The organism is Amycolatopsis sp. NPDC003676 (genome assembly GCF_053587275.1).
Map to the genome: position 1 here is coordinate 40384 of NZ_JBSFNS010000006.1, position 24603 is coordinate 64986.

General features: G+C 69.6%; 21 protein-coding genes. 5 read left to right on the forward strand and 16 right to left on the reverse strand.

From position 1 onward, the window contains the following. Nucleotides 1-19: 19 nt before the first annotated feature. Genes ACWDNU_RS05440 through ACWDNU_RS05450 form a run of 3 tightly spaced genes read right to left on the reverse strand, consistent with a single transcriptional unit; the run spans nt 20 to nt 3593 of the window. On the reverse strand, nt 20-1309 hold the full coding sequence (locus ACWDNU_RS05440; protein ID WP_449667867.1) for a M20/M25/M40 family metallo-hydrolase: 1290 nt from the start codon (nt 1307-1309) through the stop codon (nt 20-22). Beyond that, nucleotides 1306-2646, reverse strand: coding sequence for a cytosine permease (locus ACWDNU_RS05445; protein ID WP_449667868.1), 1341 nt, complete (start codon nt 2644-2646; stop codon nt 1306-1308). Before ACWDNU_RS05445 ends, ACWDNU_RS05440 begins: the two co-directional genes overlap by 4 nt. Further along, nucleotides 2643-3593: a DUF1177 domain-containing protein gene (locus ACWDNU_RS05450; RefSeq protein WP_449667869.1), complete on the reverse strand. Its 951-nt coding sequence runs from the start codon at nt 3591-3593 to the stop codon at nt 2643-2645. The genes ACWDNU_RS05445 and ACWDNU_RS05450 overlap by 4 nt, the downstream gene beginning before the upstream one ends. A gap of 97 nt (nt 3594-3690) precedes the next feature. On the opposite strand from ACWDNU_RS05450, the gene ACWDNU_RS05455 reads away from it, so the two are divergent. After that, complete coding sequence (locus ACWDNU_RS05455) at nt 3691-4485, forward strand: IclR family transcriptional regulator (protein ID WP_449667870.1); 795 nt, start codon at nt 3691-3693, stop codon at nt 4483-4485. Between the two features lie 7 nt (nt 4486-4492). Here ACWDNU_RS05455 and ACWDNU_RS05460 read toward each other — a convergent pair whose 3' ends face one another. Next, entirely contained in the window at nt 4493-5275 is a 783-nt protein-coding gene (locus tag ACWDNU_RS05460) for a maleylpyruvate isomerase family mycothiol-dependent enzyme (RefSeq protein WP_449667871.1), read from the reverse strand. Between the two features lie 110 nt (nt 5276-5385). Continuing rightward, nucleotides 5386-6846, reverse strand: a complete 1461-nt coding sequence (locus tag ACWDNU_RS05465) for an aminotransferase class I/II-fold pyridoxal phosphate-dependent enzyme (RefSeq protein ID WP_449667872.1) — start codon at nt 6844-6846, stop codon at nt 5386-5388. Nucleotides 6847-6947: 101 nt separating this feature from the next. Between ACWDNU_RS05465 and ACWDNU_RS05470 the strand changes: the two genes are divergently transcribed. From ACWDNU_RS05470 to ACWDNU_RS05480, 3 genes are all read left to right on the forward strand, one after another. Further along, entirely contained in the window at nt 6948-7121 is a 174-nt protein-coding gene (locus ACWDNU_RS05470) for a hypothetical protein (protein WP_449667873.1), read from the forward strand. A 324-nt stretch (nt 7122-7445) separates the two neighbouring features. Next, nucleotides 7446-8315, forward strand: coding sequence for a serine hydrolase (locus tag ACWDNU_RS05475; protein WP_449667874.1), 870 nt, complete (start codon nt 7446-7448; stop codon nt 8313-8315). A gap of 96 nt (nt 8316-8411) precedes the next feature. Next, nucleotides 8412-9506, forward strand: coding sequence for a carboxylate-amine ligase (locus ACWDNU_RS05480; RefSeq protein ID WP_449667875.1), 1095 nt, complete (start codon nt 8412-8414; stop codon nt 9504-9506). A 6-nt stretch (nt 9507-9512) separates the two neighbouring features. Here the strand turns inward: ACWDNU_RS05480 and ACWDNU_RS05485 are convergent, their stop codons facing one another. The 9 genes from ACWDNU_RS05485 to ACWDNU_RS05525 form a co-directional block, all read right to left on the reverse strand. Next, nucleotides 9513-10328, reverse strand: a complete 816-nt coding sequence (locus ACWDNU_RS05485; RefSeq protein ID WP_449667876.1) for a DUF1206 domain-containing protein — start codon at nt 10326-10328, stop codon at nt 9513-9515. 84 nt (nt 10329-10412) lie between these two features. Further along, nucleotides 10413-10871 (reverse strand): STAS domain-containing protein, encoded by a 459-nt coding sequence (locus ACWDNU_RS05490; RefSeq protein ID WP_449667877.1) that lies wholly within the window; start codon nt 10869-10871, stop codon nt 10413-10415. Between the two features lie 172 nt (nt 10872-11043). Beyond that, the gene (locus ACWDNU_RS05495; RefSeq protein ID WP_449667878.1) at nt 11044-12264 is read right to left on the reverse strand and encodes an MFS transporter; all 1221 of its coding nucleotides are present in this window, start codon (nt 12262-12264) and stop codon (nt 11044-11046) included. Next, the gene (locus ACWDNU_RS05500) at nt 12261-16034 is read right to left on the reverse strand and encodes an IucA/IucC family protein (RefSeq protein WP_449667879.1); all 3774 of its coding nucleotides are present in this window, start codon (nt 16032-16034) and stop codon (nt 12261-12263) included. Before ACWDNU_RS05500 ends, ACWDNU_RS05495 begins: the two co-directional genes overlap by 4 nt. Nucleotides 16035-16390: 356 nt before the next feature. After that, nucleotides 16391-16948, reverse strand: a complete 558-nt coding sequence (locus ACWDNU_RS05505) for a hypothetical protein (protein WP_449667880.1) — start codon at nt 16946-16948, stop codon at nt 16391-16393. A gap of 22 nt (nt 16949-16970) precedes the next feature. Then, entirely contained in the window at nt 16971-17273 is a 303-nt protein-coding gene (locus ACWDNU_RS05510; RefSeq protein ID WP_449667881.1) for a serine hydrolase, read from the reverse strand. A 14-nt stretch (nt 17274-17287) separates the two neighbouring features. Continuing rightward, nucleotides 17288-18490 (reverse strand): vWA domain-containing protein, encoded by a 1203-nt coding sequence (locus ACWDNU_RS05515; protein ID WP_449667882.1) that lies wholly within the window; start codon nt 18488-18490, stop codon nt 17288-17290. After that, on the reverse strand, nt 18490-19680 hold the full coding sequence (locus ACWDNU_RS05520) for an AAA family ATPase (RefSeq protein ID WP_370936196.1): 1191 nt from the start codon (nt 19678-19680) through the stop codon (nt 18490-18492). Before ACWDNU_RS05520 ends, ACWDNU_RS05515 begins: the two co-directional genes overlap by 1 nt. A gap of 50 nt (nt 19681-19730) precedes the next feature. Beyond that, nucleotides 19731-21026: a hypothetical protein gene (locus ACWDNU_RS05525; protein WP_449667883.1), complete on the reverse strand. Its 1296-nt coding sequence runs from the start codon at nt 21024-21026 to the stop codon at nt 19731-19733. 211 nt (nt 21027-21237) lie between these two features. Here ACWDNU_RS05525 and ACWDNU_RS05530 point away from each other — a divergent pair, with 211 nt between their 5' ends. Beyond that, on the forward strand, nt 21238-21852 hold the full coding sequence (locus ACWDNU_RS05530) for a TetR/AcrR family transcriptional regulator (protein WP_449667884.1): 615 nt from the start codon (nt 21238-21240) through the stop codon (nt 21850-21852). A gap of 57 nt (nt 21853-21909) precedes the next feature. Here the strand turns inward: ACWDNU_RS05530 and ACWDNU_RS05535 are convergent, their stop codons facing one another. Together ACWDNU_RS05535 and ACWDNU_RS05540 are read right to left on the reverse strand one after the other, a co-directional pair. Continuing rightward, nucleotides 21910-23604, reverse strand: coding sequence for a 3-ketosteroid-delta-1-dehydrogenase (locus ACWDNU_RS05535; RefSeq protein WP_449667885.1), 1695 nt, complete (start codon nt 23602-23604; stop codon nt 21910-21912). Between the two features lie 135 nt (nt 23605-23739). Further along, nucleotides 23740-24591 (reverse strand): alpha/beta fold hydrolase, encoded by an 852-nt coding sequence (locus ACWDNU_RS05540; RefSeq protein WP_449667886.1) that lies wholly within the window; start codon nt 24589-24591, stop codon nt 23740-23742. Nucleotides 24592-24603: the final 12 nt, after the last annotated feature.

Sequence of the window (24603 nt, forward strand, 5' to 3'; positions counted from 1 at the left end):
TCGGTTCGCCCGCTATTGTTCAGCAAGTCCGCAGCAGCCGGTCCAGGACCCGGACGGAGAACCGCAGCGACTCCAGCGGCACCCGTTCGTCGACGCCGTGGAACAGCCGGTTGTAGGGCAGTTCCGGCGGGACGCGCAGCGCCTTGAACCCGAAGCCGCGGATGCCGAGCGCGGACAGCGCCTTGTTGTCGGTGCCGCCGGCATTGCAGTACGGGGTGGGGTGGCCATCCGGGTCCTCCGCGGTGATGGCCGCGCACATCGCATCCACCAAGGGCCCGTCGAAGCCGACCTCCATCGCGATGTCGTGGTGGATGAATTCGCGGCGCACCGACGGAAGCAGCAGCTCGTCGATGGTGTCCAGCAGCTCCTGCTCGTACCCGGGGAGAAACCGGCCGTCGACGGCGGCGGTGGCCCGGCCGGGGATGACGTTGACCTGGTATCCGCCGGAGATCATGGTGGGGTTCGCCGAATTGCGCAGGATCACGTTCACCAGCTCCCTCACCCGGCCCATCCGCGCGAGACTTCCGTCCACATCGGACGGATCGAACGGGACGCCGAGCAGGTCCGCCGCGCGTTCCAGCAGCGCCCGCACCGGTTCGATCAGCCGGACCGGGAACCGGTGGCGGCCGATCCGGGCCAGCGATTCGGCCAGATCGGTGACCGCGTTCTCGTCGTTCGGCGAGGAGCCGTGCCCGGCGCGGCCGGTGGCGACCAGGCGCAGCCACGCCTGACCGCGCTGCGCGCACTCGATCGGATACAGCCGGCTGCCGTTGCCGAGGTCGAACGACACGCCGCCGCCCTCGGTGATCGCCTCGCCGACGCCCTCGAACAGCTCCGGGCGGTTTTCGACCAGCCAGTGCGAGCCGAACTTCCCGCCGCCCTCCTCGTCGGCGAGGAAGCCGAACACGATGTCGCGCGGCGGTTTCTCGCCGGTGCGGCCGAATTGCCGTGCCAGCGCGAGGATCGCCGCGTCGAAGTCCTTCATGTCGATCGCGCCGCGGCCCCACAGCATGCCGTCGGCGATCTCTCCGGAGAACGGCGGGACGCTCCACTCGCCGGCATCGGCGGGCACCACGTCCAGGTGCCCGTGCAGGAGCAGCGCGGGCCGCGAAGAGTCCACTCCGGACAGTCGGGCGAACACGCTGGCCCGGCCTGGCGCGCTTTCCACGAGAGTCGGCTCCAGCCCGGCCTCGGCGAGTTTCTCCGCGACGTACTCCGCTGCGGGCCGTTCGGTCGCGCCCGGGTTGGAAGTGTCGATCCGGATCAGGTCCCGGCAGAGGTCGACCACCTCGTCCTGTGCGCTCGTCACGCGGGCACCTCCTCGAGTTCCGCCGAGCCCACCGGCCGGATCAGCCCGGCCCGGCCCAGCAGCGTGTACAGGATCGCGGCGGTGAGCAGCGAGTTCAGCGCGGGGATGCCCCAGTGCACGAACTTGCCGACGCAGAACGCCGCCGCCCACACCGCGAGCGTCGCGGGCACCCAGACCGGCATCGTGGCGGGCACCCGCCCGGCCGCCCGGGTTTCCCGCAGCGGCGTGGAAAGCCGCCGCACCAGGAAGTACTCGGCCACGATGATCCCGCCCACCGGCGGGATCGCGACGCCCAGCAGCGACAGGAACGCGGTGAAGTGCTGCAGGAAACCGATCGCGGACAGCACCGTCCCGGCGATCCCGATCACCAGCGTGACCACGCCGCGGTGCAGCGGGCGGCCGAACACGGTCCGGACGAAGTTCACCACGCCCAGCGAAGAGCCGTACAGGTTCCAGTCATTGATCTTCGCGGTCGCCAGCACCACCACGATCAGCCCGACGAAGCCCGAGGTGGACAGCACGATGTGGGTGACGTCGGAGCTGCCGACCAGGTGCCCGAGCAGCACGCCGGTCATGCCGACGATGTACTCGGACAGGACGATCGACGCCGAACTCTGCAGCAGGACGTGCCAGCCCTTGCGGTTGAACCGGGTCATGTCCGGAGCGACCACCGCACCGGTCATGTAGCCGCCCGCGATGATCGTCGCCGCGGCCGGGATGGAGATCGCGGTCGCGGTCGGCGCGGCCGACATCAGCGCGCCCACCGAGTGCTCCGACAGGGTCGAGATGACGCTCCACGCCACGAGCCCGAAGAACAGCGGCACCGCGATTTTCGCGAGCCACATCATGTACTTGAAGCCGTAGATCACCAGCAGCGTCAGCACCACGCCGGACACCGCGCACCACAGCCACACCGGTCCGCCGACCAGCGCGTTCATGCTCTTGCCGAAGATGCCGTTCTGCACGCCGAACCAGCCGACCAGGCTGATCGCGATCACCAGGCTCACCAGCGCGGACCCGTTGCGGCCGAAGCCGGTGAACCGGGTCAGCATCGTCATCGTCAGGCCCTCGCGCTGCCCGGCGAGGCCGATCAGGAAGATCACCACCTCCAGGATCACCGCGCCGAGGGTGAACGCCCAGAACGCGTCGGAGAACCGCATCCCGACGCCGAGCGTCGCGCCGAGCACGAACTGGGACAGCGACCCGGACTGCGCGAGCCACTGCAGCAGCATCGAACCGAACCCGTAGCGGGCCTCTTCGGGGACGCGGCGCAGCGAGTAGTCGTCGTTGCCGATCCGCTTTTTCGCGTGCTTCGCGGGTTTCGTCGCGGTGCTCATCCGGCCACCTCCGTGCCCAGGGTTTGCAGGTGCGCCATCGAGCCGTAGCGGGTCTGCAGGTTGGCGAATTCCGCCTCGTCGTGGAACCGCAGCGCGCCCGTGCCGAACTGCTTGGCGACCTCGACCGCGTAGCGCGCGGCGGCGGCGATGTCCGTCTCGTGGCTCGCCCCGGTCGCGCAGCCGGCCACCGTCGCGGCCGAGGTGATCGCAAGTCCGACGACCGGCGCGTCCGTCGCGGTCGCGGGCTGGAGGATCGAGTTCAGGTGGTAGACGCCGTTGCCGTAGGGCGTGATGTCCTGCGTGGTGATCGGGTAGGTCACCAACGGCGCGCCGGTCACCGTCTCCAGCAGTTCGCCGAGCCCCTCGGAAACCCGGAGGATGTAGCCGCTGCGCACGGTCGGCGACAGGGCGAGTCCGCGGTGGTTGATCACGCGGTTGCCTTTGGTGGTGTCGATCGACAGCACGGCGGCCATTTCGGCGGACAGCTCGTAGCTGTTCATCGTGGCGATGTCGACCGGCGAGTTCATGAACGGCACCGGGTCGTGCGGCAGCGTGGGCGCGTCCGGGCAGATGTGCGTGCCGATCAGCACGTCGCCGGCCAGCACGTCCCCGCGAGCCCGCATGGACAGCAGCTTGGCGGCGGCGGCCAGCGCGGCGGCGGCACCGTCGCCGTCAGACACGAAACCCGTCACCTCCGGCCGGGCGCCGACCCCGCCGAGGCGGCCCACCACGCCGAGGGTGGGCGCGTCGCCGCCAGCGGTGCGACCGCGGCTGCCGGGCACCCGCACCCGGACGAAGTCGGTCTGGCCGGCGTCGCCGGTGACGGTGGTGATCTCCGCGCCGCTGCCCGCTGCGCCGGCGACGGCGTCGAGGTAGGCGACGACCTCTTTCCCGGTCACCGCCGGGTCGTCGAGGATTTCGAGCAGTTCCAGGACGTGTTTGAGCATGTGGTTCCTCTGAAAAGTCAGGCCGCGGGGGTCCGACCAGACTCAGCCCGCGCACACCGGCTTTACAAACATTTCCCGTTATTCGCACAATGGCCGGATGCCGGACCACGACGAACGCGCCACCCCGGCCGGTCTGCCGCAGACCGCGGACCGGGCGCTGCAGGTGCTGCTCGCGTTCGACCGCGCCCGCCCGGAATGGGGCGTCACCGCGGTGGCGCGCGAGTTCGGGCTGCACACGTCGATCGCGCAGCGGCTGCTCGCGGTGCTGGCGCATCGCGGTTTCCTCGTCCGCGACGACAGCACCCGCCGGTACCGGATCGGACCCGCCGCGCTGCACCTCGGCCGGTTGTGGGACCGGGCAGGCGCGCTGGACCTGCTGGTGGTCCCGGTCCTCTCCGACCTCGCCGCCCAGACCGGGCACGCCGCCCTGCTGTCGCTGCCCGACGGCGCGCACACCCGGTGCGTGCTGGCCGCGGAAGGCAGCGACGGGCGGCTGCGCGGCTACTCGCTGGTCGGCGAGCTGTACCCGGCGCACGCGGGCGCGACCAGCAAGGCGTACTTCGCGTTCCTGCCCGAAGCGGAGCGCGACCGGCTGTTCGCCGACCGGCCGATGGCGCGGTTCACGCCGGACACGGTCACCGACCTCGCCGTCCTGCGCGAGCAGCTGGCCGAGGTCGCCGACCGGGGCTGGGCGTTCACCACCGGCGAGTACGACACCGGCGTGGCGACACTCGCGGTGCCGGTTTTCCTGCGCGGCGAACCGTACGGCAGCCTGTCGGTCGGCTGGTCCTCCGCGCGCTTCGACCACGATCCCGAGCAGTGGGTCGACCTGTTGCGGCGCGGGGCGGACCTGATCGAACTGCGGCTCTCCCGGCCGGTTCCGCGCCGTTAGCCAGCGCTCAGTCGCTGGCGTGGGCGGTGTGGTCGAGCCAGTGCTGGGCGAGGGCCGCGTCGCCGTCGACGGTTTCGCAGTCGGCTAGCGGGAGGCGTCGGGTCAAGATGAGGAGCAGGGATCGCGCCGGGCCGGTCACGGTCACGTCGGCTTCACGGGTTCCCGGCTGCCAGGTCGCGCCGTCCGGCTTTCGTTCGACGGACCAGGCACCTGCGGTGTCGGTGGCCAGCCACTGCAGGATCTGACCGGTGCCTCGGATAGCGTGTGCGGACTCCGATCGCTGCATCTCCCACGTGGGCGAGGTGAGCATCGTGAGGTGGTTGGTGACGAGCCCGGCCGCGATGCCGGGGTCGATGTCGAGCGGGTGGTTCGCGGCGTTGGCGGCGTCGAAGCCGTGGACGACCGCCTCGTTGAGCATGCTGGTCATCCAGAATCGCGTCCCGGACCGGGCGTCTCCGGAGGCGTTGAAGACCGGTGCGTCGAGCGCGTCGTCCGAGCACGCGTTCGCGACCCGTTGCGCGGATTCCGAGAGCCAAGCCTGCCACTCAGCCGGGTCCGAGGGCGGCGTGGCCATGTCGGTGGGCAGCTGGGTCGGGTCGGTGATGCGGCGTTCGATGATCTCCGCGACCCAGTGCTGGGTCTGGCCGACGTGCGCGACCAGGTCCGCGACGGTCCACTTCGGAGCAGTCGGCACGGCCGCGTCCGGTCCGGCGGCGACGGCTGATTCCGCCAGGCGCCGGGTGTGGTCGACGATCGCTTTACGGACGAGTTCCGCGGGCAGTTCAGTCATGGGAAGGTCCTTGGGGTCTCGGCAGCCGCCCGTTGCGGGGGCCTTCGACTGCGCGTCGAACGACCGCAGCACCGATCGACACCCCTCGGCGCGAATTTTCGATCGCCTCCTCAGCGGGCGACGACTCGCACAGTGCGCAGCGACGGATCCACCGGGTCGGGCAGGAACATGCCCGCGGCCACTCCGCTCCGCAGGTAGTCGAGGACCGGGCGGGTCAGCACCTCGCCGGGCAGCACCGCCGGGACACCGGGCGGGTACGGGCTGATCGTCTCCGCCGCGATCCGTCCTGCCGCGTCCTCGGCCGGAATCTGTTCGGCCGGGCCGAAGAACGCGTCGCGCGGCAGCAAGGCCTGGTCAGGTTCCAGGTCCTCGGGCGCGGGCAGGTCCACGGGGGTGGCTCGGGGCAGGTCGTGCTCGGACAATGCCTGAAGTGCGTCGACCAGCCGGGTGGCGGTTTCCTCGTCGTCGCCGACGGTCAACTGGGCGGCGATCCGGCGGTGGTCCGAAAGCCCGACGTCGACCCGTTGCCGGTCTCGCAGCCAGTGGTTGGCGGCGTAGCCGGAACACCCGAGTTCGGACACGTCGATCAGCAGTTTCAGCGGATCCCGATCGTCGGCCCGGCCTGGACCGACGAGTTCGGCGTCGCCCAGCACGGTGATCCCGGCGATCCTCGACAGCCGCTCGCGGGTGTCCGCGGCCAACTGGAGCACGTCGTCGAGCAGGCTCTTTCCGTGCTCGACCATCTGCCGGCGCCAACCGTCGAGCCCGGCGTAGATGAGCGACGACGGGCTGGTCGTGTCGAGCAGGTCGGCGCGCATGGCGAGCACATCGGGGTCCACCAGGTCGCCGCGCAGGTGGTAGACCGAGCCCTGTTCGAGGCCCGCGCCCATCTTGTGCACGCTCGTGACGCAGAGATCGGCGCCCGCGTCCATCGCCCAGGCCGGCAGGTCCGGGTGGAACGGGAAGTGCGCGCCCCAGGCCTCGTCGACGATCAGCGGCGCCCCGCGCTCGTGGCAGACGCGCGCGACGCCGCGGATGTCCGCGCAGGAACCGTAATCGGTCGGCGTGATCAGCAGCATTCCCTTCGCCGCCGGATGTGCCGCGAAGGCCGCCTCGGTTTCCTCCGGGCCTGGCGGGTGGGCGAAGTTCAGCGTCCGGTCCCAGCGCGGCGACACCCACACCGGCCGGATGCCGCTGAGAATGAGCCCGGCGACCACGGATTTGTGCACGTTGCGGGAAATGAGCAGCTCTTCGCCGGGCCCTGCGACCGACAGCATCGCCGATTTGACCGACAAGGAGCTGCCGCAGGTCGAGAAGAACGCGCGGTCGGCGTGCACCGCGTCCGCCATGAGGTCTTCGGCATCGGACAGCACGCCGCGGTTGAGCGCCCGGTCGTCCAAGCCGTTCATCAGGATGATGTCCGACGCGAACACGTCGCGGCCGACGATCTCGGCCAGTCTCGGGTCTGCGCCTCGGCCTTGTTTGTGTCCGGGCGGCAGGAAGGACACGTGCCCGGACGCGCGAAACCGCCGGATCGCTTCGAGCACTGGTGCGCGGGAATGATCGGCCACGCGCCCCGCGTACCCATCCGGGCCGAGTTCAAACGCGGGCCTGTTTCGTGGGGCTCGATAGGGGCAGTCCGTGGTGGTCTTCGCCAGGAGACGGAGGAATCATGGCTCAGATGACAGAAAACCCGCAGCCGGCCGGCGGCTCCCTCGCGGCGCCGCGGCGCACGTGGATCGGCGACCACGACCCGACGGACCAGAATTGGCAGGAGGTGGGCGACGAAATCCAGCTGGCCGCCCAGCGGGCCGGACGGACGTGGCAGCAACCCGAAACCGACTGAACGAACCCCGGAAACCGACGACGGCGAAAAGGCGGCCGGAAAGGCAAGATCGGGCAAGCGGATCTGCCTGAACGTCCTCCGGCTTTCGCCGTCGCCGTCTTGTGCGCGCTCCCGGCCGCCGTCTCCGCATCGCTGACGGCCGTCGCGTCTTCGCAGTTCAGCGCCTCGCGGGTCGGCCAGATGGCCGATGCCCGGACAGCGTTGCCCGCCGACTGGCCTGAATGGACGGACTCTTCGGACGATCCTGCCATTCCCCCGCTCTCAATACCTTCGGCTCGCTCCCGCTTCCCGGAGAAGCGGACCGTTGCCGAAGGAGTCGCATCGATGAAGATGCTCGTGGGGGTGGCCGCGCTCGCGGTTGCGGGAGGTTTGGTCGCAGCGATCGCCGTCGCCGGCAGTTCCGGCGGGACCGACTGGAGCGCCTCGTGCAGAACGGCTCCGGCCGCGGCGGCGGGCAAGCATCCGGGAGCCGTCGCTGAAGCACGGAAAGCGTTGCTGAGCAACGGAAACGATCCCCGGCTGGAGATCGAGGTCGTCGATCTCGACGCGTGCGCGGCCGAGGTGAGCTGGAAAGCCGATCAGCCGCAGCCGACCGCGTCCGTGGTGAAACTGCTGATCGCGCTCGAATTGATGGACCGTTCCGGGGTTCCCTCCGACGACGACGCCACCGCCGTCCGCACCATGCTCTCGGCCAGCGACGACCACGTCGCCAACCGCCTGTGGCAGCAGCTCGGCGGACCGGCGATCGTCCGGCGGCAGGCCGGCAAACTGGGGCTCGCGCACACCTCGCCGCCCGCCGATCCCGGCCAATGGGGTTCCACCCAGATGTCGGCCGACGACGTCGTCGCGGTCTACCGGCACATCACCTCGGGCCGGTCCGACGACGAGCGGGAATTCCTCACCGAGGCCCTGGAAAGCGCCCCGCGCAACGCCGCCGACGGGTTCGACCAGCACTTCGGGATCCCGCGCGCGTTCCCCGGCGCGAAATGGGCGGTGAAACAAGGATGGGGCACTTCCGACGGGCGGCGGGTGCTCAATACGACCGGCTTGGTGCGGACTGAGTCTCGGACGTTCGCTGTCGCGGTCATGAGCACTTGGGACGACAGTATGGACGTCACTGCCGCGACCAAGGCGCTCACCGCGGCGGCTGGCGCGTTGAAGAGTTCGCTTGCCGGTGGCGGCACACTCACCTGAGTTGGTCCTTTGTGGACTTAGCGCCGCCCGGGAACCGCTGTTTGCGCGGGCGCCGACGGGGGTATTCCGATGCCCCGACCCCAGGAGAGAACCTCGGTGAACGACCAGACCGGCGACGAGCTGACCTTCGGCATCGAGGAGGAGTTCTTCGTCGTCGACCGCGAGGGCAGGCTGGCCAAGGCGGACGACGTGGTCGACGACGCCGCGGAAACGGGCGGCGACAAGGGCGAACTGCAGCACGAACTCATCCAGCCGCAGGCCGAGATCGCGACCGACGTCTGCCGGACCCGCGACGAGGCGCTGCAGCGGCTGCGCGAACTGCGCGAGGACCTGGCCGCGGCCGCGCGCCGGCGGGACTGCCGGTTGCTGCCCGCGGGCTCGCCGCCGGCGGCGGAAGCGGGTTTGCCCGGCGTCACGCCGAATCCGCGCTACGAGCGGATCGCCGAGCATTTCGGGGCCACCGCGCGGACGGCGCGGACCTGCGGCTGTCACGTGCACGTCGCCGTCCCGGACAAGGAGACCGGAATCCAGGTGCTCGGGCGGATCCGGCCGTGGCTGCCGGCACTGCTGACCGTGACCGCGAATTCCGCGATCGCCGACGGCTACGACACCGGATACCGCAGCTGGCGCTACCAGCAATGGAGCCGCTGGCCCTCGGCCGGCCCGCCGCCGCGCTTCGCGTCGCTGGACGAGTACGAAAGCGTGGTCGACGCGTGGCTGCGTTCGGGCGCGATCCTCGACCGCGGGATGGTCTACTGGGACGTCCGGCTCTCGGAGAAGCAGCCGACCATCGAGTTCCGCATGGCCGACGTCGCCGCGACCCCGAACGAGGCGGTCCTGCTCGGCGTGCTGGCTCGCGGCCTGGTCGCCACCGCGCTGGCGGACGACGCTCCCCCTCCGGAGCTGTCGAACGAGGTGCTGCGCGCCCAGCTCTGGCGCGCGTCGCGGGACGGGGTGATCGGCAGTTGCCCGCACCCGCGGAGCGGCGATCTGGCGCCGACGAAGACCGTGCTGACTGATCTGGTCGAGTTGGCCTCTTCGGCGCTGGACTCAGCTGGGGACCTGGAATTCGCCCAGGAGGCCGTGGCGCGGTTGTGTGCCGAGGGCAGCGGCGCGGACCGGCAACGACAGCGCTTCGCGGAGCGGGGCCGCGGTGAGGACGTCGTCGACCTGCTCGCGGGCACCGACTGAGCCTCCTTAGCGCCGGTGTGCCCAAGCCGCGGCCAGGCAATAGACACCGAACGCCGCCAGACCCAGCGCGACCACCGTCAGCAACACAGTCCCGAACGGCTGGGCGGCGAGGGTCTTGAGGCTGGCGTCCAACCCGCCCGCCTGTCTCGCATCAGCGCGGAAACCCGCGTAGCCCAGCAGGAAAGCGGTCACCGCGAACACGACAGCCTTCGCCAGATATCCAGTACTGCCCAGCCAACCGACCCAGCGGCGGGTCTTGCCGGGCAGTCCGCTGGGGTCTAGGTCCTCCAGGAAGGTCTGCTTCACGCCTTTGACCCCAGCGGCAACGGCGACGCCGAGCACAACCGCGGCAGCGGCCACCACCAAAGCCGGACCAGCGGGGAGCTGGAGCAGCTTCGCGGTGAACTCCTGCTGGGTCTGATCGCTCGAACCTCCCCCGCCCTCGCCCGCGGCGAGGCGGAAGGCGGTGCCGCTCAGTGCGAGCACCACGATTCCGCGGGCGGCGACGCCGAACCGTTTGCGGGTTCGCTTTCCGCCGCTGGTCCAGGTGTATCCGGTCGCGGCCATGAGGAACTGCCACAGCCCGAAGGCGGCCAGGCCGGCCGCGAGCACCCACAAAAGAACCTGGCCGAGCACTGTCGAGCCGACCTCCTGCAGGGCGCCCTTCTGGTCGGTCTGTTCGCCGCTTCCGAAGGCGACTCGCACGCAGAGGTAGGCGAGGATGAGGTGCACGAGCGCGTAACACGCCATCCCCGCCCGGCCGAGCAACTGGGCGGTGTCGGTCTTTTCGCCGCGGGCGACCGTGTGGGCGATCCGGTTCATGAGGTGGGGATACCCGCTGTGGTCCGGCGCCATGGGGGCAGATGGAGCAATCCCCCAGCTGGAAGATCCGCAGCGGACAGTTGGTCAGCGATCGCTTTCGGGCCGCGACGGGATGGGCTGGCCCGGTTCGGTCAGCCAGCCCGTTCTCCGGCGCGTCCTCGCGTGCATGGCGGCTTCGTCGAGGCTGCGCACGACCGGCAGCGCGCGGTCGAGGCCCAGGAGACCCAGCGGGCGCAGGATGGCTCGTTGCCGCGCGACCGCCGCGAACCGCACCCCGGCGAAGCGGGCGGTCGTGGCCTGTTCGGCGAGGAATTCCAGGACCCGGGCCGAGCAGAAGGCCACCTCGGTCAGGTCGACGAGCAGGGTCGCGGGCCGCGGGCCGAGTTCGCCGGACAGGATCCGGCGCAGCCGCGGGACGTCGGCGGAATCGAGCTCCCCCGCCAGGGTTACCACCGTCGACCTCGCGGTGCGGGTCAGCGTCGTGGCGGGACGGCTGGCGGGACACATGACGGTCAGGCTCAACGGCGGGGCGTTGCTGTGCATGGTTTTCGTTCCCTCCTCGCGAAAAGCGGGGCGGGGACCGGGAACGCGGCGCTGGAACCCCCTCTCCAGCCGGTAGTCGAAGACAGCGGCTGTGCTGCGATGCCGCCAAAGTACCGCCGGGGCGCCCGTTTTGCGCAACCCTGGCTCACCCGGGCGGCGGTACGCGACGGAGTCAGCCAGGGGCCAGACCCGGTTCCGGCCGCGGCGGGGCCCGGTAGATCCGGATCGTCAGCAGGGTCGTGAGCACGCATCCGAGGCCCATGAACGCGAGCATCGCCCGGGTGCCCGCGAGTTCCGCGATCGGGCCCAGCACCGCGGTGCCGACCGGGATCATCGCGCGGTCGGTGCTCGCGATGCCCATGATCCGGCCGAGGAGGTTGCCGGGGGCGGTCGCTTGCAGGGCCGCCCGGTTGGCGGTGCGGTAACACTGCCCGACCAGGCCGACCACGACCATCGTCACTCCGGCGCCTACTGCGGCGGGCTTTCCGGTGAAGCCGCTCGGCACCAGGAGGACCAGCAGGGCGCAGCCGAGGAGCACCGCGCCGATCGCGGCCAGTCGCGAGGGGTTGGCTGGCGGGCGGCGGGACATGGTGGTCGATGCGGCCAATGCGCCCGCCGCGCCGCAGGTCAGCAGCAGGGCCGCGGTGCTGCCGTCGCCGTCGAAGAGGTCTTTCGACAGGAGCGGCATCATTGCGGTGTAAGGAAAAGCGAACAGCATCGGTCCCATCGCGAGAGCGATCTGGCGGCGCATCGCCGGGTTTCGCCGGAGGAGATGCCAGACCGAGTCCGTCGGCGAGTCCGAAGTGGACGGTGCCGGCGGCGCGGACTCGGGCAGGACGGTCAGGCAGCACAGGGCGACCAGCGTGCAGAAAGCGTTGAACCAGAACGCGGTGGGAACCGAGCTGACCGCGAGGACGAGCGCGCCGACGGCGGGGCCGAGGATCATCGCCGCGTTCAGGCAGGCGGAGTGCATCGCGATGACGGCGGTGAGCGGTCGCTGGCCCCGCAGCAGCGGCAGGAGCGTCTGTCTCAGCACGGGTTCGGCGCTGCCCGCTGAGGCTCGCGCGAACACCATCGCGCACACGAGCCACAGCGGGCCGCCAGCGGTGACGATCCAGGCCAGGCACAGGGTCGAGCCGAAGAGCGCCACGCGCAGGCCCGCGAGGAGCCGCCGCTGGTCGTAGCGGTCGGCGAGCCACCCGGCCGGCGCGGTGAACAGCAGGATGGGCGCGAGCCGCACTACGTTCACCGTCGCCAGCGCGGTCGCCGAACCGGTCTGCTCGACCACGTACCAGTTGAGGGCGACGAGATCCGCGGTGTCGCCGATCCGGGAGGACAGCGTGCCCGCCAGGAACAGGCGCAGCGGGAGCCGTCCGGCAGGGCCGGTGCTCATCGCACGGGGTCGCCCGCGCCGTGCAGAGGATTGGCTTGTGGCAGGTAGATGTCGTGGTCGGCCGCCAGCAACCGCATGAGCCCGAACGCTTTCTGCGGAAGATGGGAAGTCCGGAGGAACGCCACGTCGGCAGACGCCCTGGCGAGCAGGTTCTCCGGCAGGCCAGCCAGCAGGTCGGTCATCTTCGTGCGCACCGTCGCCCAGAGTTGTTCACTGGGCAGGTTCCAGGTCGCCGCGAACATCGTCACCACCTGCGCGATGTTGGCCTGCAGCAGCGCATACGAAACCTTTCGGCGGACGTGGTCGATGTCGTCACTGAAGGTGATCGAATCGGGGTGCGGGGCGAAATCGAGGCCCGCCTCCCGCATCCGGCCGGGGTGGACGCGGATCCCGCCGAAGTCGCGGACGAGGACTCGCACCGGGAGTCCGTCGCGAACCACCAGCAGCGTGTTCTGCAAGTGGGCTTCCAGGCCGATGCCGTACCGCCACAGCAAAGGCAGCCCCGCGGTCAGCATCAGCTCCACGTACTGCTCGAAGAACTCGTGCGGGCGTTCCTTGGCCAACTCCGCCAGAACGGTTCCGTCCGGCTGCGAGGCGCCTCGCAGAGCGCAGGCGGACAGGACGATCTCGCCGGGCATCGCATAGTCGGCGGGATCGGCTCGGAGCAGCGCGGAAAGGCCGCGCTCTCGCTCGGGCGCCGCGTCGCCGGTCGGTGGGGAGAAAGCGATGCCAGCCAGCTCCGGCACGCAGATGACCCTGCCGCGCGTGGCGGGGTCGTCCGCGAGGAGGCGTTGCAGGAGAGAGCTCATCCGCGGGCCGTTGTCGGTGGTGGCGGGCGAGATCGTGCGCCGCCGCGAGGTGAGCTGGACGTCGAGCGACGTTTTGACCGTCAGGCGGCGTCCGTGCCTGCCCGCGGCGGCGGTGACCAGGGTGCGCACCGAGACGGTCGGACGGCACGCCAGTTGCGCTTCGGGGAGCGGGACGATGCTGCCCGCCACCAGTTCCTCGTGGTACTCGGCGGCCAGCCGGCTCCGCATCTGCCACGGATGCACGGGAATCAGCTCGTACTCGGCGGGAGCGTGCCCGCGCGCGGCGAGTCCGTCGATGGCGCGGGCGGCTATCGCAGGAAAGTGGTCGGCCACGATCGTTCCCACCGACGCGCCCGACGGATCGGGGGTCGAGCGCACCGAGTCCTTGCGCACCGCGACGAAGGAAAGGCCTACCGTGTCAGCGCTTTCCGGGCAGTAGGCGAGGGAATCCGCCGGGGTGAAGCCGCGGCGAACCCTCGGGCAGAGGTGGATCGTGTGCCCTTCCGCGCTTGCCGCGTCCAGGTCGAGCGTGAGGTCGGACGCGGCACGCAGCCGGTGCATAGGCAGGCTGCGCCGGACGCAGGCGCGAGACAGGGCGAGGTTGCGCGCGGAGTCGACGAGATCGTCGCGGAGCGCTCCCCAATCCATCTCTCCGCCGGGTGAAGCGACGGCGTCGACGAGTTGTTCGGGACGGTCGAGCGCGCGGACTTCGACTCCGTCGCTCACCACGACGGGGCTCACCACTTCGTTGGCCCCGAATCCGTTCTCCAGCTCGCACACCGCGGCCAGCCGTCGTCCGGACGCCAAGGTCACGCAGATCAGCCGACCCGTGCGCGGCCCCAGCAGCGCGAGAACGCTCGGGGACACCGGCGGAATTCCGGTGAAGGGCAGGACGATCTCGGTGATCCGCTTGGCGGACAACGATCTCCGCTCCCGCAGCAACGCGCTGCAGGCTCCGTTGAGGGTGCTGAGCCGCGCCCCGGCGAGTTCGGCCAGCCACGGCCGCACGAGTTCCGGCCGACGATCCCGCAGGCAGGCGAACATTTCCCGCTCCGCCTCGTTGAGGTCCGGCGGTTCCGGCTCCGTGTCCGGTGCGGCGAGCGGATTCGGGCCTTCGACGTACTGCTGGTCGGTGACGAGGTTCTTCAAGCGCATCGTCAGCAACGCTTTGTGCTGCCACGGCCCGCTCAGCAGCGCCTCGGCGTCCGCTCTGGCGTCCTCGGCCTCTTCGGGACAGCTGGCGGACATGGCGAGCCGGTGGAACGTCCGCCGCACGCACTCCCCCACGACCGGCCACAGCAGGTCCTCCGAGCACCCGGCTGTGTGCGCGAGCTCAGCGACGAGTTCTCCGAGGTGGTGGCCGAAAAGCGGGTAGTACAGCTTGGCGCGCAGCGTCGCGGCGTCCCGGGCGAGCAGGGGCGAGCCGGGCAGGAACTCGCCGGACATCGCCCGCCGGGCGAGGCGGGATTCCAGCAGCCGCGCGGCGCCGAGATCCCTGGCCAGAACGCGGTGCGGCCAGCGGTCTTTCAGCACGAGAACGGTGTTCTGCGGATGGGGTTCAAGCGCGATTCCGTAGCGGACGAGGAGCGTCAGCACCGGCGGGACGCAGCATTCGACGTGTGCGGCCAGCCACTGCTGCGCCACTTCGGTCAGCGGAGCGCCGGTGGCCGACGCGGTCTCGGTGATCAGGTCGTGGAGCAGGCTGGCACCGGTCAACGGAGATTTCGCGAACAGCGAGGCGATCGGCATCGACAGTTCGTCCGGGCCGAGCAGATCTTCGCTGTCTTCGCGGAGAACAGCGGCCAGCGAACGACGTCGTGCCTGGGCGGTGGCGGGGTCCCCTTCCGGCGGCACATACGCGACGCTGGCCAGCTCTCGCAGCACCGCGAACCGGGGGCGCCCGTCCGGCGTGGCGAGCGACAGGTCCAGGTCTCCGGCGACGATGTGTTCGAGCAGCGCGGACAGCCGCGGGCCGTTGTGCACCGCAGCGGGCGAGACCCCGCGGACGGCGCTGGTGAGCTGCACTTCCAGCGCGGTTTTGACGTGCAGCCCCGTGCTCGCCGAGGTCTCGCGTGCCGACAGGGTCCGGACCGAGATCAGCGGGCGCGCCGGGATCCGGGTCCGCAGCGGCGCCACCGTGCCGTCGGCGATCGCGTCGGCGTGCAGCACCGGTAAGGCATGGAACCGCTGGTGCGGATGAACGGGAATCAGCACGCGCTGCTCCGGGATCAGCCCGGCCGCGCGCATCTCGACTGTCGCCGCGGCGACAGTTCGCGGAAAGGCTTCGCTCAGCAGTATTTGCGAAGAATCAAGGTCATTCGCTCCGGTGGCGAAGTCCCGGGAAACCGAAATCAGGGGCAGCCCGAATTCCGTGCCGAATTCCGGAGAATAGCGGACGGCGTCCTCGACGGCCATCCCGACTTTCATTTTGGCGACCGGATGCAATGGGTGCCCTTCGACGACCATTCCTTCGAAAGGAACCAGCAGCGACCCAGTCTCTCCCGAATCGCGGAGCGCGGCGACCAGCGCGGTGAACGGCCGGGTTGCGCGCTCGTTGTCGGAATCATCCTGATCGCGCAGGTCGGCCGCGAAGAGACTGGCGGCCGCCAGGGACAGCGCGTGACCGGCGACGCTGTCGGCGAGTTCGGCGCGCAGCCGGTCCCAAGAGTCGCCGTCGCCGGAACACAACTGTTCTCTCACCAGGAAATCCCAGAGCCGCAACGGGTCGGCGACCTCGTGGCCATCGAGGCGCACCGGACCGGCGAGGACCAGGCGACCGGTCTTGGTCGCCTCGCGCAGCACCAGGTCCAGACCACGTTCGCGGGCCAGGTCCATTTTCAGCAAACCTTCGCGCGCCAAAGCGGAGAGCAGCCGGGACATCGTTTTCGCTCGCGCCTCCGGAAGACATTCCGCGTAGTGCGCGGCAAGGTCCGGCGGTGCGAACTTTTCAGTTTCTTCCAACCGAAGGAAGACGGCGAGTTCGCCGGGAGAAAGGGGGGTTCCCGGCGGGGTCAGGAAAGCATTTTCACTAGCCTGGGCGGGGGTGGGCATGGTGCACTATGGTGACGCTGCCCAGGTTAACCAGACAGGAACGTACAGGTTAACAACAGATGAACACACCTATCACAACCCAATAAACTCGGACATTCGCACACTCGTGCGCGGCCATTGCGTAGCAGGTTGAAAACTCAACTGGAGCACTGTCGCATACTTTGCACCGACAATTAACCCGCCATCAGTTAAATGCGGCGGTCGATTTCGCGGAGCACGGCCGGCGCGCCGCGGGCGGCGTTGGACAGCACCGCCACGTCGAGGTCCTAGGCCGGATAGTGCCGCGCGATGCCGCCGACGCCGGCATTGCGGCCGTCCTTGTAGTAGTTCCGGACAGAACCGTTCTGCCCCAAGGTGAATTCCAGTCCGAAGCCGTACCACACGTCGCCTTCCTCGGCGCGGTGATGCAGCACTTGCGGGGTGAGGAACTGCTCGGTCCGCTCGGCCGACATGAGCTCGCCGCCGCGGACAGCGCGCAGGAACCGCACCAGATCAGCCACCGTGACGTGCGTGCCGCCATCGGGCGAGCCGATCGGCGGATAGCTGAAGATGTTCTGCTTCCACCCGGTGATCCGGCCCTCGGAATCGGTGACCGGATCCCAGCCCTCCGCGACATCGGTGCGGCTTCCCTTCGGTCGTAAAAGTCCGCCGCGGTCATGCCCGCCCGCGCGAAAACAGCGCTCCGGATGTGGTCGCGGCAGGCGGTTCCGGTGATTTCCTCGATCGCCAGGCCGACGAGGACGTACCCAGTGTTGCACCTCCCCCGGCGGGAAATGGGGTGGCTTGCGGACGAAATTCGGCAGATGGTCCCGCGTTCGCGTCACCGAGTAGACCGGTTGCCGACCCTCAGCGCCCCGTAGCTCTCCCCCGCTTCCTCGTCAGCGTCGTCGGCGATCCCGGAGGTGCGTGAGCAGGTCCAGTCGTCCTTGGTCCATCAGCCGCAAACGCGGCCACCGCGGTGAAGAACTTGGTGATGGAAGCCGTGTCGAACCGGAGGTCGAGCCGGTTCGGCACGGCCCATCGACGGGTAGCCAGCCCGTACGCGCCCGAGAACAGCACTTCCGCGCCGCGCTGGATCAGCACCGCCCCGGAGAACTCGTCGGCGGCGGCTCGGGCACTCGACCAGGCATCCAGACCGGTGAACGGCATGTTCCGAAGGCAGCTCACCCCACCGTGACCACGCGGGCCCAATCAGGCGGCGAATCCGGCCGATAGCCGGGAATGTTCTCCGCCAGCCGACCCACCCTTGGAAACAGGCCCACCACCGTCCGGCAGGGCGGTCTCGAGCTGGGCCAAGGGGTTTGGCCGTCGGTCAACGCCACGATCACGTCGGGGCGAGGGTTGCTTCTCAGCGCCCCGGCGAAACCGGCGCGCAGATCCGTACCGCCGCCGCCCAGCAACGGGATTCCTTCGGTACTGCACAGCTGTTGCGTGACGTACGCGGCGGCGTCGCACGACAGCACCGAGACGAGATCGCGACGCCCGCCGACCGCGCGGACGATCGCGGCGATTTCGAGGAGCGCGCTGCCCAGTTCGGCGTCGCTCACCGAGCCGGAGGTGTCGACGATGACGCAGACCTGCGGCGGCCTGCGGCGCAGGCTCGGCAGGATGACGCCGGGCAGGCTGGCCGCCCGGCGCGCCGGGCGGCCGTAGGTGTAGTCCTCGCCCGCGCCGGACATCGCGGACCGGAGCGCCGCGCCCAGCAGCTCCCGCCACGGCAGCGGCGGGTGGAACGCTTCCTCGGCCCAGCGTTTCCAGCCCGCCGGAACATCGCCCGGGTTGCCGTTGATGCCTTGCGCGACCCGGAACCGGACGGCGTCCCGCTCCTGCTCGCTGAGCCCGTGCGCGCCGTCGGGGCCCAGATCCCATTCGCGCTCCAGGCCGTCGGCGCCACTGCCGCAGTCGAGCCAGGCGAATTCCGCGGTGTACGGACCCAGCCGGAATTGGGCAAGGTATTCCTCCATCAGCTCGCCTTCGCGCAGCCTCAACGCTTGCGGCTCGACCGCGCCCTCGGGCCGGTCCAAGCCGTCGCCGAAGACGTCGTCGTTGATTTCGCAGTCCGCGGCGATGTTCATCCGCAACCGCTCCGCCGGCCCGGTCAGCTCGTGCTTCGCGGCGTACCGGTCGCCGCGGCCGTGATGGTCGCGCAGCAGATGGGAGACCTCGTGCACCCAGACCCCGGCCAGTTCCTCCAGCGGCGTGCGGTCCACGAACCTCGGCGACACGTAGCAGCGCCAGTGGCGGTCGACGGCCATCGTCGGCACTCGCCGCGACTCCACCACGTGCAAGGCGAACAACGCGGTCGCCAGATACGGCCGGTGCCGGATGGCGTAAAGCCTTGCCGCGTAAAGCTTCTCCTCGTCCATCAGCGCTCACCTGCCGGTTCCGCCCGCCGGGACAGCGCCACCGCACCGGACAGCCGTTCGATCGCCGCCGGTACCTGCCAGTCTTCGCGGCGCAACGAGGCGAGCGTCGTCGCGGGCACCACCACGAGGTCCGGCGCACCGGTTTCCAACGCCAGCACCAGCACCGCCCACGCCGCGTCCCAGCGGGCCTCTTCCGGCCTTTTCCGCACCGCCTCCACGACCCCGTCGAGCACGGTCTGGCGCAGGTCGCCGCGTTCGGGCAGCACCGCCGATTCCGGGTCGGCGAGCAAGGTTTCCGGGTCCGGCAGATCCATCCGGTCGAGGCTGGCCAGCAGCTCCAGACCCGGGCCGTCGCCGACCGTGCCGCGCACCAGCATGGACAGCACTTCCCGCGAAGCGCCCGCCGCGGTGGCGAAAGCGACCAGTCGCAGGGTCATTTCCCAACTGCGCGGCGAGGGCCACGGACCGCCGCGCCGGGCTTCGCTCTTCGGCAACTGGTGCACGAGACCGGGCCGGGTGGTCAGGAGTCCGCAGACCGCGCGGCGGGCGAACGTCACGGCGTCGGGCAGCTGCGTCGGGTCCAACTGGGGCAGCGCTGCTTTGGGCCACGTTCCGCCGAGCCCGCGCACCACGACGTCGTGGTCGTAGGTCCAGTGCAGGTGCACGAACCGGTTGGCGAGCGGCGGGCTCAGTTCCCATCCGTCAGCCGCGGAAGATCGCGGGTTGGCGGCGGCCACGATCCGCACCCCGGGCGGGAGCCTGAGCGCCCCGACCCGCCGCTCGAGCACGACGCGCAGCAGCGCCGCCTGGACGGCGGGCGGCGCGGTGGAAAGCTCGTCCAGGAACAGCAGTCCCCGGCCCGCGCGGACCAGGCGCACGGCCCAGTCCGGCGGGGCCATCGGCACGCCCTGCTCCGCGGGATCGTCGCCGACCACCGGCAGGCCGGAGAAGTCGGACGGTTCGTGCACGCTGGCGATCACCGTGGTCAGCGGCAGTTCGACAGCTTCGGCGAGCTGGGTCAGCGCGGCCGTTTTGCCGATGCCCGGCTCGCCCCACAGGAGCACGGGCAGATCGGCGGACACGGCCAGCGTCAACGCTTCCAGCTGACTGTCGGGGCGCGGTTCGGTGTTCGTGTCGTCGAGGAGGGCAAGGAGATCGGTGGCGAGGTCCAGGGGGCGTCGATTATCCATGGCAGTAAACAGGTTTCATCACCTTCGGGGTCGTATCGGGGCTGAGCGAATCAGCGAGAGGTCGCGTGGCGGGGGTGGCCGCGGTGGTTCGTGTCCCGGATGGACCGGCGCGGCGGTCCGTATCCGGCCAGTCCGGCCCGGTAGAGGCCGTGGACGACTTGCCGGTCCGCCGCCGTTTCCAGTTCGTCGCGCAGTGCGCCGCTGCGCAGGAGGACGTCCGGCCCGAGCAGTCCTTCGACGGTGGCCAGAGCGCCGGCCGCATCGCCGTGATCGAGCCGGGCGCGGACGTCCACGAGGCTTTCCGGAGACCGGTGCGCTTCGTCGATCGCCCGCAGGCACGGCAATTCGGGGCCGCCCAGCGCGCCCAGGAGTTCTTCGCGGCGAATTTCGCCGGGGTCGTGGTCCAGCGGGACGAGCACGCCGTTCTCCACGCCGATGCGATGCGTGGCGCCACGGCATTCAACGAGGCGGGAATTCCCTGGTGCGGTGGGATTCCGTGCCGCGCCGGGTCGATGGCCGGGGCGAAGTGCCGCTGCGAGAAGCGGATGCAGCTGGTCGACGTCGAGGAACCCGGCGTGGAGCAGCTCCAGGTCGGGCAGGATCCAGGTCGCGGCGTCGGGCAGGACGGGTGCCGCGCGGGTCCGGTCTCCGCCGAGGTCCAGCATCAGCCGGTGCCGGGAGGTGAGCCGTACCGCGACAAGGCCGTCCGCGCGCCCCTCCGCGCGCAGCAGCAACGCCGCCTCGGCCATCCACCGGTCGACCGCACACGGGCCGACTCCGGCCGGGAGCTGGAAGGCGTGCTCGCGTGGCGGCCAGCGTCCCGACCGTTCTCGCAGCTCGCCCGCCCTGCGCACGTCCCACAAGTGACGGTGCAGGTCGAGGCGATACCGCCGGTCGGGATGCGGATGCGGATGAAGCCCGGCCGCGCGCTGGGACGGCGACCACAGCGCGAGACTGATCCGCTGACCGGCATCCGCCCAGGCGGGCGGCGTGCGCGCGACGAGGTGTATCTCGGCTGCGGCCGGACCATACCGGGCCAGGGACACCGTGAGTCCTGGCCGGAGCAGGCCGTCCGGCGCGATTCGCGGGAAATGCCAGCGAAGCAGGTCAGGGGCGAGATGCCGCAGATCGGCGCGAATCTGTGCCGCCAGCCAGCCGCCATGGGTGCGGCTGATGGCCCGGAGGTTCAGATCCACGTCGACGCGCGCCGCGGCGCAGGCCCCGGCCCAGTCGCCCGCCGCGCGGCGGGCTGTCGCTGACTCGATCATCGACGGCGGCACGGCGAATTCGCGCACGCGCGCCCAGAAAAGGAGGCGAAGATTCTCGTTCGCGGGCAAAGGGTGCATCAGCACTCACCTTTGGCGAACGGAACCCCCGATCTGTACGAGTAGGTGCTCATCACGATCAGCGTAGCAGGATCGGCGCCGGCACCGCTGGGACATGTCATATTCTGACACCCGCGGCCGTAGCGCGCGTTGTTCCGCAGAGTGGTCAGCGGGCATCACGAAGGGCGTCCGCGCGGCTACGGTCCATGAACGCGACAGGGAGGGAGTCCTGGTGACGGAACCGAAACGGCAGACCCTCACCGAGCGCCGGGCCGAGGAGCTGCGCATGAGCATCGCGCTCACGGCGCGGGACCTGTTCGTGGCCGAGGGCGACACGTCGGTGACCGTCGAGCGGATCTGCGAGATCGTCGGGATCAACCCGCGGACGTTTCACCGGCACTTCCCGGTCAAGGAGGACGTCCTGATGCCGCTGCTGCGCCGCAGCGAGCGCGTGATCGTGCAGGGCTTGCAGGACGCGCCGGACGACGCGGACCCGATCGAGGTCTTGACGACCGCCCTCACGACGGAGCTCAACCGGCGGCAGGTGCCCGAGTACGACCACCAGATCATGACCCTGATCGTCAACACGCCGCAGTACCGGCTGCGGTTCGTGGAGTGGTGCGAGGGACTGAGCGAGGCGGTCACGCGGTTTTTGGCGCGGTATTACGAGCTTGACCCGGACCCGTTCCTGCGCGAGCTTCCGGCGTTGCTGGTGATTCAGACTATGCGGCATTCGCTGACGCGGTGGGTGCAGAGCGGGGGGTCTGACGACTTCAGCGACATCGAGCGGTGGGATTCGCGGGGGTTGCGGATGGCGTTGAGCGGGTTGACTCGGCTCGCCAAGTAGATCCTTTGTGGACCGGGCGGGAGTCGTCGAGTGACTCCAGCCCGGTCTTGTTGAAGGTTACGAAGACGCACCGGCGGCGTGCATTGCGGCGATGTAGCCGTACACGACGCCCTGTCCGATTGTCGCGCCTGCGCCTGGGTATGACGTGCCGAAGGCGTTGGCCGCGGTGTTTCCGATCGCGTACAAACCATCGACCGCTTCGCCGTCCTCGCGCAGGACTCGGGCGTGTTCGTCGGCGACCAGGCCGCCGCAGGTGCCTAGGTCGCTCAGGACTACCTTCACCGCGTAGTACGGGGCGCGGCGCAGCGGGGCCAGGTTCGGGTTGGGGCCGATGGTGGGGTCGCCGTAGTAGCGGTCGTAGGCGCTGTCGCCTCGGCCGAAGTCGGGGTCTTTTCCGGCGGCGGCGTGCGCGTTGAATTGCTGGAAGGTGTTCTCGAACTCAGCCGCGGGCACGCCTATCGCGGCGGCGAGGGTGCCTAGATTTTCTGATTTGTGGGCGATTCCGGCTCGGTACCACGATTCCGGGAGCGGCTGTCGGGGGAAGCAGCGGCCGGCCATGATGTAGCTGTCTCGGTAGCGTTGGTCGAAGACCAGCCACATTTCCTCGACCGGGGTTCCTGCCCGTTCGCGGGCCAGGATTTCCTGGCCGAAGGACATGTAGTCGATCGCCTCGTTGATGAACCGTTTTCCGTTCTGGTCGACGATGAACGAGCCTGGCAGCGAGCGTTCGGCCAGCATGACTGCCGGGGCACCGCCTGGGACGGGGGCGAATGCCGGGAACCACCAAGCCTGGTCCATCAAAGCGGTGTCTGCGCCGAGTTCCTGGCCGGCGAGGATGGCGTCGCCGGTGTTGCCTTCCGAGCCTAGGCTGGCGTGGTCGCCTAGTCGTGGCGACTGGAACTTGTGCCGTGCCTCGATGTCGTGGTCGAAGCCGCCTGCGGCCAGGACTACGCCGCGTCGGGCCAGGACGGTGACTTCCTTGTCTCCTTGGCGCAGGATGGCTCCGGTGACTCGGTCGTCGTCTTGAAGCAGGCGGACCAGGCTCGTTTCTGTCCACACGGGGATTCCTGCGCGGAGCACGCCTGCGAACATTCCGGCTGCTAGTGCTTGGCCGCCTGCCAGGTAGTCGCGGCCGATTAGCATGCCGCCTATGCCTAGTGCGGCTCGGGCGAAAATGCGCGGCAGTGCTTTGAGTGGCTTGCGGGCTACTAGGTTCATCCACTTGTAGTCTGCGCCGGTTACTGGCATGGGGACTGGGGCCTCCATTACACCGGGGCGGAGTCTGGGGCGTTCGTCGCCGAGCACGGAGGCGTTGAAGGGGCGGCATTCGCAGGTTCGGCCTTCTGGGCGGCCGCCTGGTTTTTCTGGGTGGTAGTCGGAGTAGCCCTTGGCCCAGAAGAATCGCATGGGGGTGGTGCGGCGGAGCATGTCTACTGCGGCGGCGCCGTGTTTTAGGTAGGCGCGGGCGCGTTCGGGTGGGGCTGAATTTCCGACTACTGCGTTTAGGTAGGTGGTTGCGTCGGCTGCTGCGTTGGGGCCAGTGTCGGGCAGGGTGGGGTTTCCGGGGATCCAGAACGCGCCGCCGGAGCGGGCTGTTGAGCCGCCTACGTAGGTGGTTTTTTCTACGACGAGGGTGTTGAGGCCGCGTTCGTGGGCAGCTAGGGCTGCGGCTAGGCCGGTGCCGGAGCCGATTACCAGGAGGTCTACGGTTTTGTTTTTGGCTGGTGTTGGGGTGGGGACTTTGTTTTTCACGTTGCTCCTGTGTTTTTGGCGCCGACTTCGTCGTCGCGTGCGGGATCGCTTTTATGCCGGCGCGATCCCGCGTGGTGGGCAAGTTGGGTTTCAGGGGCCGGGGCGGGGCAAGTTCAGAGAAGCGGCCAGCCGGTGTCAGCGGCGTAGGAAGGCTAGGACGGTGGATTCCCAGGCGGCCTTTTGTTCGATCATGACCCAGTGGCCGCAGTTCGGGAAGATGTGGATTTCGCCCTGTGGCAGGGTGCGCAGGGGGAGCAGGGACATGTCGATCGGGCTCACGCGGTCGTCACGGCCCCAGGTGACCAGGGTCGGGACATCCAGGCGGCGCAGCTGCGCCCAGGACGGGGTTTCCGCGCTGCGTGCGGCGGCCGCCATTGCGGCTAGGGCTGCGGTGCCGTACATGCGGCGGGAGTTTTCCAGGGTGCCGGGGTCTGTTGCTTGGGTCCAGCGTTCCTCGATCAGTTCCTCAGTGACCATGGATTGGTCGTAGACCATCGAGCGCAGCCAAGCGATTAGGGCGGCGCGGGTGGGGTTTTCTACGAATTCGCTCAGGCGGACGATGCCTTCGCCGGGGTGCGAGCTGAAGATCGGGGTGCCGATGCCGCCGATTGTGACCAAGCGTTCGACGCGTTCGGGGGACGCTAGGGCGAAGTCCGTTGCTACGAAGCCGCCCATGGAATTGCCGATCAGGCGCACGCGGTCCAGTGAGAGACCGTCTAGCAGCGCGCGGACGGCGGTGCTGGCGGACTGCATGGGGTGGGCGGCGCCGAAATCGTCGCTGACGCCGAAGCCTGGGAACTCCAGCACGATGGTGCGGTAGTGCGGGGCGAAGGTGGGCAGGTTGGCGCCGAAGTTGCGCCAGCCTGTCACGCCGGGGCCGGAACCGTGCAGCAGCACCAGCGGTGGGCCGTCGCCGGCTTCGCGGTAGCGCAGGACGCCGTGTTCGGTGGGGAGTTCGCGGAGTTCGGGAGCGGATTCGGCGGTCATGGCTCGACTTTG